This window comes from Embleya sp. NBC_00888 (assembly GCF_045207655.1).
Lineage (GTDB): Bacteria > Actinomycetota > Actinomycetes > Streptomycetales > Streptomycetaceae > Embleya.
The window spans coordinates 2,776,765-2,792,668 of the sequence record NZ_CP108784.1; the positions used below are offsets into that span (position 1 = coordinate 2,776,765).

Genomic DNA, 15,904 nt, shown 5'->3' on the forward strand with positions numbered 1-15,904 from the left:
ACCGTACATCCGTGCTCGCCGAGCGCGGATGGCGCGGAGTTGGTGCATCGAGAGTGGCCGGGAACGACCCACTTCATTCAGATAAACCGACGAATCGCCCGATCGCCTGACACCGGCCGCCGGCCGGGTCGCGCGATCGGGCGATTCGCCCTACCGTGTGGGACTTGCTACGCCGCCGGGGTGCCGGCCGCGCCACCGCCGGTGAGCGCGCTGCCCTTGAGCCAGGTCGCCCAGTCGACGCTCCAGCCGCCGAGCCCGTTGCCGGCCTTGACCGTCTTGTCGGTGCTGTTGAGGATCTCCACCGGGTCACCCTGGGTGACCAGGTCGAAGAACTTCTTGGCGTTGGAGGCGCTCAGCCCGATGCACCCGTGGCTGTCGTTCTGCCGGCCGAACTTGCCCTCGTTCCAGGGCGCACCGTGCGCGTACGTGCCGGACGCGGTCAGGTGCACCGCGTGCCGCACGTTCTTCATGTTGTACGCGTCGCCGAGGCCGACCGTCTCGGAGTCCATCGTGATGCCGTCGACCTTGTCGAGCACGACCATCGTGCCGCCCCAGGTCGGGAAGCTCGGGCCGCCCGCCGAGATCGGCAGGTCCTCGATCTGGGCCCCGTCCTTGGTGACCACCATGTGCTTGGACTTGAGGTCCGCGGTGGCCACCAGCGAGCGGCCGATGGTGAACTTGATGTCCTTGGTCTGCTTGCCGTAGACACCCGGCGCCGCCTTCGCGCCGGTCAGGTTGGCCTTGAGGTTGACCTTCGTACCGCTCGCCCAGTACTTCTCCGGGCGGTAGTCGATCCGGTCGTTGCCGTCGAGGTCCTTGAGCCAGGACCACGAGCCCTGCACGGCGGGCTCCGAGACGACCTTGAGGTTGCGCTCGATCGCGGCCTTGTCCTTGATCGGCTCGTTGAACTTGAGCGAGATGATCGCGCCGACGCCCCACGTGCTGTCCGGCTCGATGTTGAAGTCGGCCACGAACGTGTCGTCGGCGGCCTTGGTGTTGAACTTGCTCTGCGCGGTGACCTCGGCGCCGTCGGCGTTGGCGGCCTTGGCCGCGACCGTGTAGGCGCCGCCGTTGGCCAACGGGGCGTCCGGCTTCCAGCCGATTCCGTCCGGGCTGATCCGCCCGTCGACGGTCTTGCCCTTCGCGTCGGTGACCACGACCGAGGTGAGCTTGCCGCCGTTCGCGTCGACCTTGAGCGCGCCGTCGGTCTCCACGCTCTTGGTACCGTCGGCGGGAGTGATCGCGATCGTGGCGGGTGCCGCGGCGACCTTCTTGTTCGGACCGCTGCCGCCGCCGGAGTTGCCACCGGTCGAGCCGCCGGGAGCGGTCTTGTCGCCGTCGGACGAGCAGCCTGCAATGAATATGAGCGGCGCCACCATGAGTCCCGCGAAGAGGCGTATGCCGCCGCCCGCTGCCCCCGTGCGCGATGCTCCGTGTATCCGGGGCACGCGTGTTCCTCCCTCGTCCTGGTACTCCCTTGCGTCCATTTGACGCGTCGACCCCCGGTTCGGGTTGCTACAACCGCCGAACGGTCACACACCGGTGACATTCGGGGGCGTCAGGGAGTCCTCTGTAGATATCACACAAGGCCGACCACCCATCAGGGTGATCGGCCTTGTGGCAAAACCGTGTTGCGAAGGTTGCGAATCGGTGGCGCTAGTAGCGCTGGTCCGCACCCCGGTAGAACTCGAAGACCCAGCCGAAGACACCGATCGCGACGAACGGCGCGGCCAACATCGCCAGCCACCAGCCGAAGATGACGCCCAGGAACAGCAGCGCCGAACCGGTCGCCAACAGCAGCGGCTGCCAGCTGTGCGGGGCGAAGAAGCCCAGCTCGCCGGCGTCGTCGGCGATCTCGCCCTCTTCGTTGTCCTGCGCGAGCAGGTCCATCCGGCGCGCGGTGAAGATCAGGTAGAACCCGATCATCAGCGCCAGGCCGAACGTCAGCGCCAGGGCGGTCGTACCGGTCGGGTCCTCGGACAACAACCAGTAGATGATCGTCACCGGCAGCAGGAACACGGCCAGGACTGCGAACAGGACACCGTTGAACTTCACTTCTCGGCTCCCTTCGCCAGCTCGGGCGACGCCTCGGAACGCTCGTCGGTGAGGTACTCCAGCGCGGCGATCTCCGGGTGGTGGAGGTCGAACGCGGGAGCCTCGGAACGGATCCGCGGAATGCTCGTGAAGTTGTGCCGCGGCGGCGGGCAGGAGGTCGCCCACTCCAGCGAACGGCCGTAGCCCCACGGGTCGTCCACGGTGATCTTCTTGCCGTACTTGTGCGTCTTCCAGATGTTGTAGAAGAACGGCAGGATCGACAGACCCAGCAGGAACGAGCCCAGGGTCGAGATCGTGTTCAGCGTGGTGAAGCCTTCCGAGTCCAGGTAGTCCGCGTACCGACGGGCCATGCCCTCGGCACCCAGCCAGTGCTGCACCAGGAACGTGGTGTGGAAGCCGATGAACAGCGTCCAGAAGGTGATCTTGCCCAGCCGCTCGTCGAGCATCTTGCCGGTGAACTTGGGCCACCAGAAGTGGAAGCCCGCGAACATCGCGAACACCACGGTGCCGAACACCACGTAGTGGAAGTGCGCCACCACGAAGTAGGTGTCCGAGACGTGGAAGTCCAGCGGCGGCGACGCGAGGATGACGCCGGTGAGACCACCGAACGCGAAGGTCACCAGGAAGCCCACGGTCCACAACATCGGTGTCTCGAAGGACAACGAGCCGCGCCACATGGTGCCGATCCAGTTGAAGAACTTGACGCCGGTCGGTACGGCGATCAGGAACGTCATGAAGGAGAAGAACGGCAGCATGACCGCGCCGGTCGGGAACATGTGGTGCGCCCACACGGTGACCGACAGGCCCGCGATCGAGATGGTCGCGGCGATCAGGCTCTTGTAACCGAACATCGGCTTGCGCGCGAAGACCGGGATGATCTCCGACACGATGCCGAAGAACGGCAACGCGATGATGTACACCTCGGGATGGCCGAAGAACCAGAAGAGGTGCTGCCACAGGATCGGTCCGCCGTTGGCCGGATCGAAGATGTGTGTGCCGAACTTGCGGTCGGCCTCCAGCGCGAACAGCGCGGCGGCCAGGACCGGGAACGCCATCAGGACCAGGACCGAGGTCAGCAGCACGTTCCAGCAGAAGATCGACATCCGGAACATGGTCAGACCGGGCGCGCGCATGCAGATGATCGTGGTGATGAAGTTGACGGCACCCAGGATGGTGCCGAAGCCCGACATCGCCAGACCCATGATCCACATGTCGCCGCCGATACCCGGCGAGCGCACCGCGTCGGACAGCGGCGCGTACGCGAACCAGCCGAAGTCGGCGGCACCCTGCGGGGTGATGAAGCCGGCCACCGCGATGATCGAGCCGAACAGGTAGAGCCAGTAGGCGAACATGTTCAGGCGCGGGAACGCGACGTCGGGGGCGCCGATCTGCAGCGGCATGATCCAGTTCGTGAAGCCCGCGAACAGCGGCGTCGCGAACATCAGCAGCATGATCGTGCCGTGCATCGTGAACGACTGGTTGAACTGCTCGTTCGAGATGAACTGCGTACCGGGGCGGGCCAGCTCCGCGCGCATGACCAGCGCGAGCACACCACCGATGCAGAAGAAGACGAAGGAGGTGATCAGGTACATCGACCCGATCGTCTTGTGGTCCGTGGTCGTCATCCACTTGATGACGATGTTCCCGGGCTCCTTGCGCCGGACCGGCGGAGGTCCGTCCGGGGCCACGGTCTGTGGCTCACTGAGGATTGTCACTCGTCACTTCTTCCCGTGCGCTTCAACGGGGGCAGGCTCGTTGATCTTGCTGCGCAGCCAGCCGGTCTGGCCCTTCGCGGCCAGGTCCTTCAGGTGCTGGACGTAAACGGCCTTGTCCACGATCTTCACGTTGAAGAGCATGCGCGAGTGGTCCACGCCGCACAGTTCGGCGCACTTACCGCCGTACGTGCCCTTCTTCGTCGGAACGACCTCGAACTTGTTCATGCGGCCCGGGATGATGTCCTTCTTGTACAAGAAGTTCGGGACCCAGAACGAGTGGATGACGTCCGGCGAGGTCAGATCGAACCGCACCGACTCCTTCACCGGCAGGTACAGCGTCGGCGGCTTGCCGGGCGTGCCCTGCTCGTAGACGTCGACCGTGCCGTCGGCCGGGTCGCCCTGATAGTTGAAGGACCAGCTCCACTGCACGCCGACCACGTTGATCGTGTTGTCGGGGTTCTTGGAGAGTTCTTCGAGCTTGGTCTCGTCACGCGCGGTGAAGTAGAAGAAGACCGCGATCATGATGCCGGGGATGACCGTGTACAAAACCTCGATGGGGAGGTTGTAGCGCGTCTGCGGCGGGATCTCGATCTTGGTACGCGACCGGCGGTGGAACGCGACGCTCCACAGGATGAGCCCCCACACCACGGCCCCGACGATCAGCGCTGCAATCCAGGCGCCCTGCCAGAGCGACAGGACTCGCGGACCCTGCTCGGTGACAGGGTTGGGCAGGCCGAGTCTCGGCAGGTCCTTGGAATCGACGGAGCAGCCGGTGGCGGTCGCGGTGACGAGGCCCAGAGCCAGCAGCTGCGGCACCCTGCGCCGCATCCAGCGCCGCGGCGAGCGGTCGGAGCCGTAGGGACTCACGTAGCGCCTTCCCGAATGTCTCGCCCGCGCGCGAGTCACGGTGGGGAACTTTTCTTCCCTGACGACCCGTTGCGCGGACAGGTATGGATGTTTCTGCGGGCCAAACCCTACTCCAGCCCTATTCGGGTCGCGCGCGGAGGTCTGGTGTGGCGGGCCGGGTAGATGTGCCGGTGCGTCCGTTCGGGCGAACGGCCCGAACGCGTCCGGGATTCGGGTATTGGCTAACGTCCGACGCATGGCGTATTTCGACGCGGCCTCCACCGAACCACTGCACCCGGCCGCGAAAGCGGCCTTCCTGAGCACTCTCGACGAGGGCTGGGCCGATCCCGCGCGCGGTTATTACGACGGCCGGCGCGCCCGCATGCTGCTCGACGCGGCGCGCGAGACGGTGGCGTCCGTTCTGGGCACCCGATCCGATGAGGTGTCATTCACCACTTCCGGGACACAGGCGGTCCAGTTGGGCATGCTCGGCGTGCTCGCCGGCCGCCGCCGAGTGGGGACGCACGTGGTCCTCGGCGCGGTCGAACACTCCTCCGTATTGCACACCGCCGACACCCACGCGGCCCGTTCGGAGCAACTCGGAACGGTCGCGGAAATCACCCGGACGAGGGTGGACCGTACAGGCCGACTCGACGTATCGGCGTTCGCCTCGGCGCTTCGTTCGGACACCGCGCTCGCGTGCGTGCAGAGCGCCAACCACGAGGTGGGTACGGTCCAGCCGCTCGCCGAGGTGGTGACGGCGTGTCGGGCGGCCGGTGTGCCCCTGCTCGTGGACGCCGCGCAGTCGGTGGGTCGGCTGTCGGTGCCGGACGGCTGGTCGGTGCTGACCGCGAGCGCGCACAAGTGGGGCGGACCGGCGGGGGTCGGCCTGCTCGTGGTGCGCAAGGGCACCCGGTACGCGTCGGCCCTGCCCTACGACGAGCGCGAGGCGCGCCGGGTGCCCGGCTTCGAGAACGTCCCGGCGATCGTCGCGGCGGCGGTCGCGCTGGGTGCGGTGAGCACCGAGTCGGCCGACGAGGATCGCCGGCTGTCCGGCCTGATCGACCGCATCCGCACCCGCGTTCGCGAAACGGTGCCCGACGTCGAGGTGGTCGGCGACCCGGTCGACCGACTCCCGCACATCGTCACCTTCTCCTGCCTGTACGTCGACGGCGAGGCGCTGCTGACCGAGTTGGACAAGGCCGGCTTCGCGGTGTCCTCGGGCTCCTCGTGCACGTCCTCGACACTGACCCCCAGCCATGTCCTGGAGGCGATGGGCGTGTTGTCCCAGGGCAACATCCGCGTCTCACTGCCCCGCGGCGTCCCCGAGGCCGAGGTCGACCGCTTCCTGGCGGTACTGCCCGCCCTGGTCTCGAACCTCCGCGCGGTGGTGGCCCACACCCCCACTCCCACGCCGACACCGACACCGACGCCACCGGAAGGCGTGGTCGTCGACGCCCTCGGCCGCCGCTGCCCCATCCCGGTGATCGAACTGGCCAAGCGCATCCTCGACGTCGAGGACGGCACCCTGGTCACCGTCCTCTCCGACGACGAGGCCTCGGCCCTGGACATCCCCGCGTGGTGCGAAATGACCGGCCACGAATTCCTCCACACCACCCCCCACCCCCAGGGCACCGCCTACGTGGTCCGCCGCCGCTCCTGACCCGGACACCTCAAGCAACCAAATCGCCCCTCAGCCCGGCCGACACCAAAGCCCACCTCGCCCCGACCGGGCCACCCCTCAACCCAACCAACACCGAAACCACCTCACCCGACCGAGCCACCCCTCAGCCCGGCCGGCGTTTGAGGCCACTCAGCCGGTGCGGCGCTTGAGCACACCAGCCCGGCCGGCGCTTGAGGCCACCCACCACCCGGAGGCCGAGTTCAGATCGGAACGTGCGCCGAAACCTCAGCCGCAGCCACATCCCCATACGCGGCAGCAAACCGTCCCAGGAACGAGGCCCGCCGCAACGTGTACTCCTGCGTGCCGACCGTCTCGATCACCAACGTCGCCACCATGTTCCCCACCTGCGCGGCCCGCTCCAGCGACAACCCCCACGAGATCCCCGACAGGAACCCGGCCCGGAACCCGTCCCCCACACCCGTCGGGTCGACCTTGGCGTCCTCCGCGGGACAAGGCACGACGATCGTCTCCTCGCCCGCCTGCTCGACCTTGACCCCACTCGAACCGAGCGTGGTGACCCGGACGCCGACCTTCTTCAGGATGTCCGCCTCGGACCAGCCGCTTTTCTGCACGATCAGCGCGCTCTCGTACTCGTTGGTGAGCAGGTAAGCCGCACCGTCGATGAGCCGCCGGATGTCCTCGCCGTCCATCCGGGCCAACTGCTGCGAGGGGTCCGCCGCGAACGGGTAGCCCCGGTCCCGGCACTCGTCGCTGTGCCGCAACATCGCCTCGGGGTCGTTCGCACCGATCACGACCAGGTCCAACCCGCCGACGCGGTCGGCCACCGGCCGAAGTTCGATCTCCCGCGCCTCGCTCATCGCCCCCGTATAGAAGGACGCGATCTGGTTGTGTTCCTCGTCCGTCGTGCAGACGAACCGCGCGGTGTGATGCGTCGGCGAGATGTGCACGGACTCGGTGTCCACGTGGTGCCGGTCCAACCACGACCGGTAGTCGACGAAGTCGGCTCCGGCGGCGCCGACCAGGATCGGCGACAGTCCCAGACAGCCCATCCCGAAGCAGATGTTCGGCGCCACGCCGCCGCGCCGGATGTCCAGCTTGTCGACGAGGAAGGACAGCGAGACCACATGCAGCTTGTCCGAGACGAGCTGGTCGGAGAACCGACCCGGGAACGTCATCAGATGGTCGGTGGCGATCGACCCGGTCACGGCAATGCGCATGGCGCGTGTCTCCTAGGTGGAGTACGGGGAGGGGTGACGTACGGGGTGTACGAGAGGGGGGAAACTCGCACACGTTATCCCACCGCGCTCTGGCGGCCCTGTGAAAACTACCGGTCGGTACACCGTGCCGTCACGCTCCGTGCGACCTACTCTGGGGATCCCCAGCACAAGGAGTCGTGAAATGTCCCCGATGCCCGTGATGCCGTCGCAGGCCGAGCCCGAGACGCTCGAGGACCTGCGCGGTGACTGCCGTCACATCGACGCGTCGTGGACCACCCCGGGCCCGGAGCGCACGCCGATCAGGGCCGCGCCCGCCGGTTCGCACGCCCCCGCCACCGACGTCCCCGCGCACGGCGCGACGCTGGTCGCGGGCATGTCCGAATACGGCGACTGACCGAGACCCCGAGGGGAACCGCCCCGGCGCCGGCCGCGTCGAATCGTCATGCGTACACACGGTGAGCACGACGAAGGAATTCGACCCGAACCCACCGCACGCCGGCGGCCGTTGATCGTCGGGCTCGCGATCGTCGCGGTGCTCGGCGTAGGCGGCGGCACCTGGGCGGTGCTCGGCGGCGAGGAATCACCCCGCTCGACCACCGCCGACCCCGGCGCCGGCGCGCCGGTCGAGCCCGGCGCCCCGACCGGCGGATCCACCCGACCGGACGCAGGCGCGCAGCAACCGAGCGGAGCCACCGAGCCCGGCGGAGCCGCACAGGCCCGCCCCGGCGCCCCCGCCGCCGGCGACAACGCCGCCGGCCCGGACGCCTCGACGTCCTCGCCCAACCTGCCCACGGGCCCCCCGCACACCTACTACCCCGCGCAGGACAACACCCGGTTCAGCCGCTACACGGTGGCCCCGGACGGCCGCACGCTGACCGCCTGGCTGTGGGGCGGCCAGTGCGAGAGCAACCGCCTGGTGATCGCGAGCGAATCGGCGACGCGGGTCGCCATCCGCGTGGAGACCACCCGCACCGGCGACGTGTGCACGGAGATGGCCGTGGAGAACAAGGCGAACGTGACCCTTCCCACACCGCTGGGCACCCGCACGCTCGTCGACGCCGAGACCGGCGCACCCGTCACGCCGGGCGGCAAGCCCTTCTCCACCGGCTGACCCGAGGTCCCCTGCGAGCCCGCACACGACGACGCCGCGCCGACCCGAAAGGGGTCGACGCGGCGTCGTCGTCGAGCGGGGTGTGTCGCGACCGATCAGTCGCGAGACGTCAGTGGAACGAGTCGCCGCACGCGCAGGAGCCGGCCGCGTTCGGGTTGTCGATCGTGAAGCCCTGCTTCTCGATCGTGTCGACGAAGTCGATGGTCGCGCCGCTCAGGTACGGCGAGCTCATCCGGTCGGTGACGACCGAGACGCCGCCGAAGTCGGCCACCACGTCGCCGTCGAGCGAGCGCTCGTCGAAGAACAGCTGGTACCGCATGCCGGAACAACCGCCGGGCTGGACGGCCACGCGCAGCGCGAGATCGTCGCGACCCTCTTGCTCCAGCAGAGTCTTGACCTTGGCCGCCGCCTCATCGCTGAGGAGGATGCCACCGGTCTTGGTGGTCTCGTCCTGGACAGTCATCTGCAAGCTCCCACGTGGTGGTTCGACATTCGTACGCCACTTCCACCGTCGGCAACCGATGGTGGCTCGGCCCTATTCCCACATCATGCTTCGGGCCCTCGCGTTTTACTCATGGTCGCACACCCCCGCTCTCGTCAACCTGACATGAACAGGATAGGATTATTAGTGTCAAGTAGACGAGAAGAGGTGCGCGCCGTGACCGCGACACACGATCTGGACCTGCCGCCGGGGGTGCAGCCGACGCCGCTCGCGCTGCTCATGCTCGGGCGCGCCGCCGACCCGCGCAGCGAACGGGGCGTCGAGTGTCCCGGCGACCTGCCGTCGCCGTCCGACCCGGACCTGGTGGCCAGGGCCCGCGCGGCCAAGGAGCGGCTCGGCGACCGGGTGTTCATCCTGGGCCACCACTACCAGCGCGACGAGGTGATCGAGTTCGCCGACGTGACCGGCGACTCGTTCAAGCTCGCGCGTGAGGCGGCGGCCCGTCCGGACGCGCCGTACATCGTCTTCTGCGGTGTGCACTTCATGGCCGAGAGCGCGGACATCCTCACCTCCGACGAGCAGCAGGTGATCCTGCCGGACCTGGCCGCGGGCTGCTCGATGGCCGACATGGCCACGTCGGAGCAGGTCGAGGAGTGCTGGGACGTGCTCGCCGACGCGGGCATCGCGGATGTGACCGTGCCGGTCTCGTACATGAACTCGTCGGCCGACATCAAGGCGTTCACCGGCCGCAACGGCGGCACGATATGCACGTCCTCCAACGCCCGGCGCGCCCTGGACTGGGCCTTCGAACAGGGCGAGAAGGTGCTGTTCCTGCCCGACCAGCACCTGGGTCGCAACACCGCGGTGCTGGAGCTGGGGCTGAGCCTCGAGGACTGCGTGCTCTACAACCCGCACAAGCCGAACGGCGGCCTGACCCGCGAGCAGTTGCGCGCGGCCAAGATGATCCTGTGGCGCGGGCACTGCTCGGTGCACGGGCGCTTCGACGTGAGCTCGGTCGAGGACGTACGGGCCCGGATCCCCGGGGTCAACGTGCTCGTGCACCCGGAGTGCCGGCACGAGGTGGTGACCGCGGCCGACTACGTCGGCTCGACCGAATACATCATCAACACGCTGGACGCGGCCGAGCCGGGTTCGGCGTGGGCGATCGGGACCGAGCTCAACCTGGTCCGCAGGGTGGCCGCGGCGCATCCCGACAAGCAGGTCGTCTTCCTGGACAAGACGGTGTGCTTCTGCTCGACGATGAACCGGATCGACCTGCCCCACCTGGTGTGGACCCTGGAGTCGCTGGTCGAGGGCAAGGTGGTCAACCGGATCCGGGTGGACGCGGAGACCGAGAAGTTCGCGAAGGTCGCGCTCGACCGCATGCTGGCGCTGCCGTAACACGTGAGCGGGCGGTGTGCCCGGGAGTCCCCGGGGCACACCGCCCACACGCAGCACGGAGGAGCGGTAGTCGCGTCAGCCCGGGATCAGACCGTCCGCGCTCAGCATCTTCCTGACCTCGTCCACATGGGCGTCCTCGGCCGGCAACAGCAGGTCCGAGGGCACGATCTCGTCATCCGGCACCGCGGTGCCGACCTCTCGGACCTTGGACAGGAGCGCCGTCAGCGCCGCCCGGAAGGCGGCGTCGTCGCCGCCGTCGATCGCGGCCTGAAGCTCGTCGTCGAAGCGATTGAGCACATCCAGGTGCTCCGCCGCGACGTCGAGCTGGCCCTCACCCACGATCCGAACGATCATGTGCCGTCTCCCTGCTTGTCGAAACGCGGCCGGGGCTGTCCGGGGCCGATCGCCGGCGGCGGGGTGCCACCGGAGAGCTCGGCCTTCATCCGCTCCAGCTCCAGTTCCACGTCCGACGTGCTGGACAAACGCTCCAGCTCCGCGGTGATGTCGTCCTTCGCCATCCCGGTCGGGTCGTCGAGCGCGCCCGAGGCGAGCAGCTCGTCGATCGCACCCGCCCGGGCCTGCATCTGCGCGGTCTTGTCCTCGGCCCGCTGGATCGCGAGCCCGACGTCGCCCATCTCCTCGGAGATACCGGCGACCGCGCCACCGATCCGCGCCTGGGCCTCGGCGGCCGTGTAGGTCGCCTTGATCGTCTCCTTGCGGGTACGGAACGCGTCCACCTTGGCCTGCAGTCGCTGCGAGGCCAGGACGAGCTTCTCCTCCTCCGCCTGGAGGTTCTGGTGTTGGGTACCGAGGTCCGAGATCTGCTGCTGCACACCCGAGCGGCGCATGAGCGCCTCGCGGGCCAGATCCTCGCGACCGAGCGCCAGCGCCTTGCGGCCCTGGTCCTCGAGCTTGCCCGACTGCTGCTGCAGACCGGTCATCTGCAGTTCGAGCCGCTTGCGGGAGGTCGCCACGTCGGCCACGCCCCGACGTACCTTCTGCAACAGCTCAAGTTGTTTCTGGTACGAGTAGTCGAGCATCTCGCGTGGATCCTCGGCCTTGTCGAGGGCCTTGTTGGCCTTCGCGCGGAAGATCATCGCCATTCGCTTCATTACACCGCTCATGGGCCTCGCGTGCCCCCTTCGTAGGCAACCCGTGCTGCTCCCTGAAGCCTAAATGCCCAAGCGACCTTGTGGCAGCAGGGCTTTGCCTCACTTGACGTGTTCCCGCCCGCGAGAGTTCCGCATCCCCCTCGCACCGGATCCGGGGAGCCTTGAAATGTCCGCGACCTCGAACACGTAGGCTTTGAGGGTGTTCCGACGACGTTCCCACGCAGAGCCCGAGACCGCCGAGCAGTCCCTGGAGCGTTCCCAGGGTTCGCAGGCCGTCCGTGACCCCCAGGCGCCCAAGGGCCGGCCCACGCCCAAGCGCAGCGACGCCCAGGCCAACCGCAAGACCAAGGTGTCCGTCGCCAAGGACCCCAAGCAGGCCCGCAAGCAGGCTCGGATGCGGATGCGCGAGGAGCGCGAGGCCCAGCGCCAGGCGCTGCTGACCGGCGACGAGCGGGCGCTGCCGGCCCGGGACCGCGGACCGCTGCGCCGGTTCGCCCGTGACTACGTCGACGCGCGCTACACGGTCGGCGAGTTCTTCCTGCCCTCGGCCGTGATCATCCTGATCCTGAGCATTCTGCCCAGCCTGGCGGTGAAGAACTTCTCGCTGTTCCTGTGGATCGCGGTGATCCTGCTGATCATCCTCGACTCCATCCGAGTCAACCTGGGCATGAAGAAGGCGCTGCGGGCGAAGTTCCCCAAGGAGAACCTCAAGGGCCTGACGCCCTACGCGCTGATGCGCTCTCTCCAGCTCCGTCGGCTGCGGCTGCCCAAGCCGCAGGTCAAACGAGGCGAGAAGGTGGCATGACCACGATCACCGGGCTGACCGGCGACCTGCACACGCAGGTGCGTCGCGAATTGGTGGCCCGCCAACTGGCCGAGCACATGACACGGCTGCGCGACCGGGGCCCGCTGCGGGTGCTCGACGTCGGCTGCGGGCCCGCGTCGCCCGGCATACTGCTCGCCCGCGCCGGACACATCGTCACCTCGGTGAACACCGACACCGATGTGCTCACCCGACTGCACGAGGACCTGGCCCAGGAGTCGGCCGACGTGCAGGGGCGGATCCGGCTGGTGGAGGGCGACGGCGCCGAGGCCGGCCGGCACTTCCCGCCGGGCAGCTTCGACCTGGCGCTGTGCCACGACGTGCTGGAGGCACAGCCCGAGCCGGACGGCATGCTCGCCGCGCTGGCCCGGATGATGACCCAGGGCGGTCTGATCTCGGTCACCTCGCGCAACGCCGGCTCGCTGGCGATGCGCGCGGGCGCCGCGGCCCAGTGGACGGCGACGCTCAAGGGCCTGTCCGCGACCACGTACCCCAACCCCGCCGGCGGCACGTTGCGCGCGGACACCGTCGAGGGCCTGTGCACGGTGCTCGCGGACTTGGGCGCGCCGGTGCTCGACTGGTACGGCGTGGGCGTCTTCAGCGGCCTCCAGCCCGACGACGCCGAGCCGCCGCGCGGCCAGAAGGCGTGGACGAACCTGCTGGCCTGCGAGGAGGACGCGTCCCGGCGCGACCCGTACCGGCTGATCGCGCCGATCCTGCACCTGGTCGGCGAGAAGACGGTGCGCTAGGAAGCGCCCTGGACACCTGTGGCCGATGGGGGCGGTGGTGCGGCCGATCGTCGCGCCGGTGTCCGACATAGGGTGTTCGCATGGACTTCCGACACCTCGGTCGCAGCGGCCTCGTCATCAGCGAGATCGCGTACGGCAACTGGCTCACCCACGGCTCCCAGGTGGAAGAGGACGCCGCGCTCGCGTGTGTGCGGGCCGCGCTCGACTGCGGGATCACCACGTTCGACACCGCCGACGTGTACGCGGAGACGCGCGCGGAATCGGTGCTGGGTCGCGCGCTCAAGGGTGAGCGCCGCGAGGGTCTGGAGATCTTCACCAAGGTCTACTGGCCCACCGGCCCCGGTCGCAACGACCGGGGTCTGTCGCGCAAGCACATCATGGAGTCGATCGACGGTTCGCTGTCCCGGCTGGGCACCGACTACGTCGACCTGTACCAGGCGCACCGGTTCGACCACGAGACGCCGCTGGAAGAGACGATGTCGGCCTTCGCGGACGTGGTCCGGGCCGGCAAGGCGCTGTACATCGGCGTCTCCGAGTGGAACGCCGAGCAGATCCGCGCGGGTGCCGAACTCGCCCGTGAGCTGCGCGTGCCGCTGATCTCGAACCAGCCGCAGTACTCGATGTTGTGGCGGGTGATCGAGGCCGAGGTGGTGCCGACCTCCGAGGAGCTCGGGCTCGGCCAGATCGTCTGGTCGCCGATCGCCCAGGGCGTGCTCACCGGCAAGTACCTGCCGGGGCAGCCGCCGCCGGCCGGGTCGCGCGCCACCGACGACAAGGGCGGCCAGGACTTCGTCTCCCGGATGCTCACCGACGACGTGCTCACCCGGGTGCAGCAACTGCGCCCGCTGGCCGACGAGGCGGGCCTGTCGCTCGCCCAGCTCGCCGTCGCGTGGGTGCTGCAGAACCCGAACGTGTCCGCCGCGATCATCGGCGCGTCCCGGCCGGAGCAGGTGCACGAGAACGTCAAGGCGGCCGGTGTCACCCTGGACGAGGGTCTGCTGACCAAGATCGACGTGATCCTGGACCCGGTGGTCAGCCGCGACCCGGCGCTCACCGTGAGCCCGGCGACGCGTCCGTAGCACCCGCTCGAGACGATCGGGGGCGCGGCGTCGGCCGCGCCCCCGATCCGTTCGACCGCGCCGGCTCAGCCCTCGGCGGCGCGCAGGCTCATGTGCTCGTACACGACGGCATCGTCCTCGAGCAGGCTCACCTGTTCGATGCCCGCCGCGAGCAGGTCCTTCCAGATCTCGCCGAGCCAGCTCTCCGCGTCCGACTGGTTGGTGAAGTCCTCCGCCTGCGGTCCGTCGACCGGGGCACCGTCCGCGTCCTCATACCGCCACACCCACGACATGTCGGGCTCCTCACCTCGGGATCTCGGACCGTCAAAAGACCTGCACAGTAGATCAAGCCCGACCACCTCATAGCCAGGAGCACGACGACACCCATGGAGCTGACGCTGCTCGGCACGGCCGGTCCCAAGGGCTGGCCCCAGCCGTTCTGCACCTGTGCCTCGTGTCTGGGGTGCACCGGTCCCGTGGTGCGCGGACCGGCGTGCGTGCTGCTGGACGGCACGCTGCTGCTGGACTGCGGCCCCGAGCCCGCGCACGCGGCCGCCCGGGCCGGACACCCGCTCACCGGGGTGCGCCGCCTGCTGTTGAGCGGACCGGCCGAGTCCGCGCCGCTGGCCTGGCTGCCCGCCGCCGGGCTGGCCGAGGTGGCCGCGCCGTCCGGGCCGCCGCCCTGGCTGCCCGCGCCGTCGGCGGGCGGACCGCACTGGCGACAGGTGGCCGAGGGGGACGCCTTCGAGCTGGACGGACACCGAATACGCGTACTTCCCGGCGGCACCCCCGGGCGGGTCGCGTACGAGGTCACCGGCGCGGACGGAACGCGACTGCTGTACGCGCCGCCCTCGACGCTGCCGCCCGAGGCGGAGGCCACCCGGGCCTGGACGCACGAGGGCGGGCACTACGACGTGGTGCTCCTGGACGTGGTCTCGTGGCCGGAGCGGCTGGCCACGCTGCGCCGCGACGGCGCGGTCACCGAGGACACCGACGTACTCGCGGTGCACCTGTCGCACGAGTCGCCGCCCGGCGAGGAGTTGCACCGCCGGCTCGCCGCGTGGGGGGCTCGCGCGGTGCCGGACGGCGGTCTGGTCCGGGTCGGCGCGGATCCCTCGCCCACCCCGCGCCCGCATCGCACGCTGGTCCTGGGCGGCGCCCGCTCGGGCAAGTCGGCCGAGGCCGAACGGCGCCTGGCGGCCTGCCCGGACGTGCTCTACGTGGCCACCGGCGGCACCCGAGAGGGTGACGCCGAATGGGCCGAACGGGTCGCCCTGCACCGCGAACGACGCCCGGACACCTGGCGCACCGCCGAGACGGTCGAGCTGACCCGGCTGCTCGCGGAGGCCCGGCAGCCGCTCCTGGTGGACTGCCTGTCGCTGTGGTTGACCGCGGTGATGGACGCGCACGACGCGTGGGACGACGCCCGATGGGCGGCGGGCGCGCGCGAGGCGGTACGCGCCGAGGTCGGCGCGCTGGCCGCCGCGTGGCGCGCGTGCCGCGTCCCGGTGGTCGGCGTCAGCAACGAGGTCGGCAGCGGCGTGGTCCCACCGACCCCCGCCGGCCGCCGCTTCCGGGACGAACTGGGCCGACTCAACGCCGTCGTCGCCGGCGAATCCGACGAGGTCCTGCTCGTCGTGGCCGGCCAGGTCCTCACCCTGCGCAGCCTCCCGCGCCGCGCGAAGCACGCGGCGTCCTGACCGGCCCAGGCGACCGGGCCGCCCGCGCCA

General features: G+C 69.2%; 17 protein-coding genes. 8 read left to right on the forward strand and 9 right to left on the reverse strand.

What is annotated here, in order from left to right; all coding sequences use genetic code 11:
- Positions 1-167: 167 nt before the first annotated feature.
- From OG948_RS11135 to coxB, 4 genes are all read right to left on the reverse strand, one after another.
- Complete coding sequence (locus tag OG948_RS11135) at positions 168-1,448, reverse strand: Ig-like domain-containing protein (RefSeq protein ID WP_406295865.1); 1,281 nt, start codon at positions 1,446-1,448, stop codon at positions 168-170.
- A 208-nt stretch (positions 1,449-1,656) separates the two neighbouring features.
- Complete coding sequence (locus OG948_RS11140; protein WP_406295867.1) at positions 1,657-2,055, reverse strand: cytochrome c oxidase subunit 4; 399 nt, start codon at positions 2,053-2,055, stop codon at positions 1,657-1,659.
- A complete protein-coding gene (gene ctaD / locus OG948_RS11145; protein ID WP_395862302.1) occupies positions 2,052-3,770 on the reverse strand; it encodes a cytochrome c oxidase subunit I in 1,719 nt (572 codons plus the stop codon). The genes OG948_RS11140 and ctaD overlap by 4 nt, the downstream gene beginning before the upstream one ends.
- 3 nt (positions 3,771-3,773) lie before the next feature.
- Entirely contained in the window at positions 3,774-4,637 is an 864-nt protein-coding gene (gene coxB / locus OG948_RS11150) for a cytochrome c oxidase subunit II (RefSeq protein ID WP_406295869.1), read from the reverse strand.
- A 235-nt stretch (positions 4,638-4,872) separates the two neighbouring features.
- Here coxB and OG948_RS11155 point away from each other — a divergent pair, with 235 nt between their 5' ends.
- Positions 4,873-6,279, forward strand: coding sequence for a cysteine desulfurase/sulfurtransferase TusA family protein (locus tag OG948_RS11155; protein ID WP_406295870.1), 1,407 nt, complete (start codon positions 4,873-4,875; stop codon positions 6,277-6,279).
- A 221-nt stretch (positions 6,280-6,500) separates the two neighbouring features.
- On the opposite strand, the gene OG948_RS11160 is transcribed toward OG948_RS11155, so the two are convergent.
- Positions 6,501-7,478, reverse strand: coding sequence for a carbohydrate kinase family protein (locus tag OG948_RS11160; protein WP_395862296.1), 978 nt, complete (start codon positions 7,476-7,478; stop codon positions 6,501-6,503).
- 181 nt (positions 7,479-7,659) lie between these two features.
- On the opposite strand from OG948_RS11160, the gene OG948_RS11165 reads away from it, so the two are divergent.
- A complete protein-coding gene (locus OG948_RS11165; protein ID WP_406295872.1) occupies positions 7,660-7,872 on the forward strand; it encodes a hypothetical protein in 213 nt (70 codons plus the stop codon).
- 48 nt (positions 7,873-7,920) lie between these two features.
- Positions 7,921-8,589, forward strand: a complete 669-nt coding sequence (locus OG948_RS11170; RefSeq protein ID WP_406295874.1) for a hypothetical protein — start codon at positions 7,921-7,923, stop codon at positions 8,587-8,589.
- 109 nt (positions 8,590-8,698) lie between these two features.
- On the opposite strand, the gene OG948_RS11175 is transcribed toward OG948_RS11170, so the two are convergent.
- On the reverse strand, positions 8,699-9,052 hold the full coding sequence (locus OG948_RS11175; RefSeq protein ID WP_395862290.1) for a HesB/IscA family protein: 354 nt from the start codon (positions 9,050-9,052) through the stop codon (positions 8,699-8,701).
- A 144-nt stretch (positions 9,053-9,196) separates the two neighbouring features.
- On the opposite strand from OG948_RS11175, the gene nadA reads away from it, so the two are divergent.
- Positions 9,197-10,432 (forward strand): quinolinate synthase NadA, encoded by a 1,236-nt coding sequence (nadA, locus tag OG948_RS11180; protein WP_406295876.1) that lies wholly within the window; start codon positions 9,197-9,199, stop codon positions 10,430-10,432.
- 75 nt (positions 10,433-10,507) lie between these two features.
- Here the strand turns inward: nadA and OG948_RS11185 are convergent, their stop codons facing one another.
- Together OG948_RS11185 and OG948_RS11190 are read right to left on the reverse strand one after the other, a co-directional pair.
- The gene (locus OG948_RS11185) at positions 10,508-10,786 is read right to left on the reverse strand and encodes a PspA-associated protein PspAA (RefSeq protein WP_395862286.1); all 279 of its coding nucleotides are present in this window, start codon (positions 10,784-10,786) and stop codon (positions 10,508-10,510) included.
- Positions 10,783-11,556 (reverse strand): PspA/IM30 family protein, encoded by a 774-nt coding sequence (locus OG948_RS11190; protein WP_079026675.1) that lies wholly within the window; start codon positions 11,554-11,556, stop codon positions 10,783-10,785. Before OG948_RS11190 ends, OG948_RS11185 begins: the two co-directional genes overlap by 4 nt.
- Positions 11,557-11,743: 187 nt before the next feature.
- Here OG948_RS11190 and OG948_RS11195 point away from each other — a divergent pair, with 187 nt between their 5' ends.
- From OG948_RS11195 to OG948_RS11205, 3 genes are all read left to right on the forward strand, one after another.
- Entirely contained in the window at positions 11,744-12,349 is a 606-nt protein-coding gene (locus OG948_RS11195; RefSeq protein WP_395862284.1) for a DUF3043 domain-containing protein, read from the forward strand.
- Positions 12,346-13,116, forward strand: coding sequence for a class I SAM-dependent methyltransferase (locus OG948_RS11200; protein WP_406295878.1), 771 nt, complete (start codon positions 12,346-12,348; stop codon positions 13,114-13,116). Before OG948_RS11195 ends, OG948_RS11200 begins: the two co-directional genes overlap by 4 nt.
- 80 nt (positions 13,117-13,196) lie before the next feature.
- Entirely contained in the window at positions 13,197-14,195 is a 999-nt protein-coding gene (locus tag OG948_RS11205) for an aldo/keto reductase family protein (protein WP_406295880.1), read from the forward strand.
- Between the two features lie 65 nt (positions 14,196-14,260).
- On the opposite strand, the gene OG948_RS11210 is transcribed toward OG948_RS11205, so the two are convergent.
- Entirely contained in the window at positions 14,261-14,467 is a 207-nt protein-coding gene (locus tag OG948_RS11210) for a hypothetical protein (RefSeq protein ID WP_406295881.1), read from the reverse strand.
- A gap of 93 nt (positions 14,468-14,560) precedes the next feature.
- Here OG948_RS11210 and OG948_RS11215 point away from each other — a divergent pair, with 93 nt between their 5' ends.
- Entirely contained in the window at positions 14,561-15,874 is a 1,314-nt protein-coding gene (locus OG948_RS11215) for a bifunctional adenosylcobinamide kinase/adenosylcobinamide-phosphate guanylyltransferase (RefSeq protein WP_406295882.1), read from the forward strand.
- The last annotated feature ends 30 nt before the right edge of the window (positions 15,875-15,904 follow it).

Bases quoted from the DNA above. Each gene is read 5' to 3' on its own strand.
- OG948_RS11155 (WP_406295870.1), top strand. From the start codon at position 4,873: ATGGCGTATTTCGACGCGGCCTCCACCGAACCACTGCACCCGGCCGCG.
- OG948_RS11160 (WP_395862296.1), bottom strand. From the start codon at position 7,478: ATGCGCATTGCCGTGACCGGGTCGATCGCCACCGACCATCTGATGACG.
- OG948_RS11165 (WP_406295872.1), top strand. From the start codon at position 7,660: ATGTCCCCGATGCCCGTGATGCCGTCGCAGGCCGAGCCCGAGACGCTC.
- OG948_RS11170 (WP_406295874.1), top strand. From the start codon at position 7,921: ATGCGTACACACGGTGAGCACGACGAAGGAATTCGACCCGAACCCACC.
- OG948_RS11175 (WP_395862290.1), bottom strand. From the start codon at position 9,052: ATGACTGTCCAGGACGAGACCACCAAGACCGGTGGCATCCTCCTCAGC.
- nadA (WP_406295876.1), top strand. From the start codon at position 9,197: ATGAACAGGATAGGATTATTAGTGTCAAGTAGACGAGAAGAGGTGCGC.
- OG948_RS11185 (WP_395862286.1), bottom strand. From the start codon at position 10,786: ATGATCGTTCGGATCGTGGGTGAGGGCCAGCTCGACGTCGCGGCGGAG.
- OG948_RS11190 (WP_079026675.1), bottom strand. From the start codon at position 11,556: ATGAGCGGTGTAATGAAGCGAATGGCGATGATCTTCCGCGCGAAGGCC.
- OG948_RS11200 (WP_406295878.1), top strand. From the start codon at position 12,346: ATGACCACGATCACCGGGCTGACCGGCGACCTGCACACGCAGGTGCGT.
- OG948_RS11205 (WP_406295880.1), top strand. From the start codon at position 13,197: ATGGACTTCCGACACCTCGGTCGCAGCGGCCTCGTCATCAGCGAGATC.
- OG948_RS11210 (WP_406295881.1), bottom strand. From the start codon at position 14,467: ATGTCGTGGGTGTGGCGGTATGAGGACGCGGACGGTGCCCCGGTCGAC.
- OG948_RS11215 (WP_406295882.1), top strand. From the start codon at position 14,561: ATGGAGCTGACGCTGCTCGGCACGGCCGGTCCCAAGGGCTGGCCCCAG.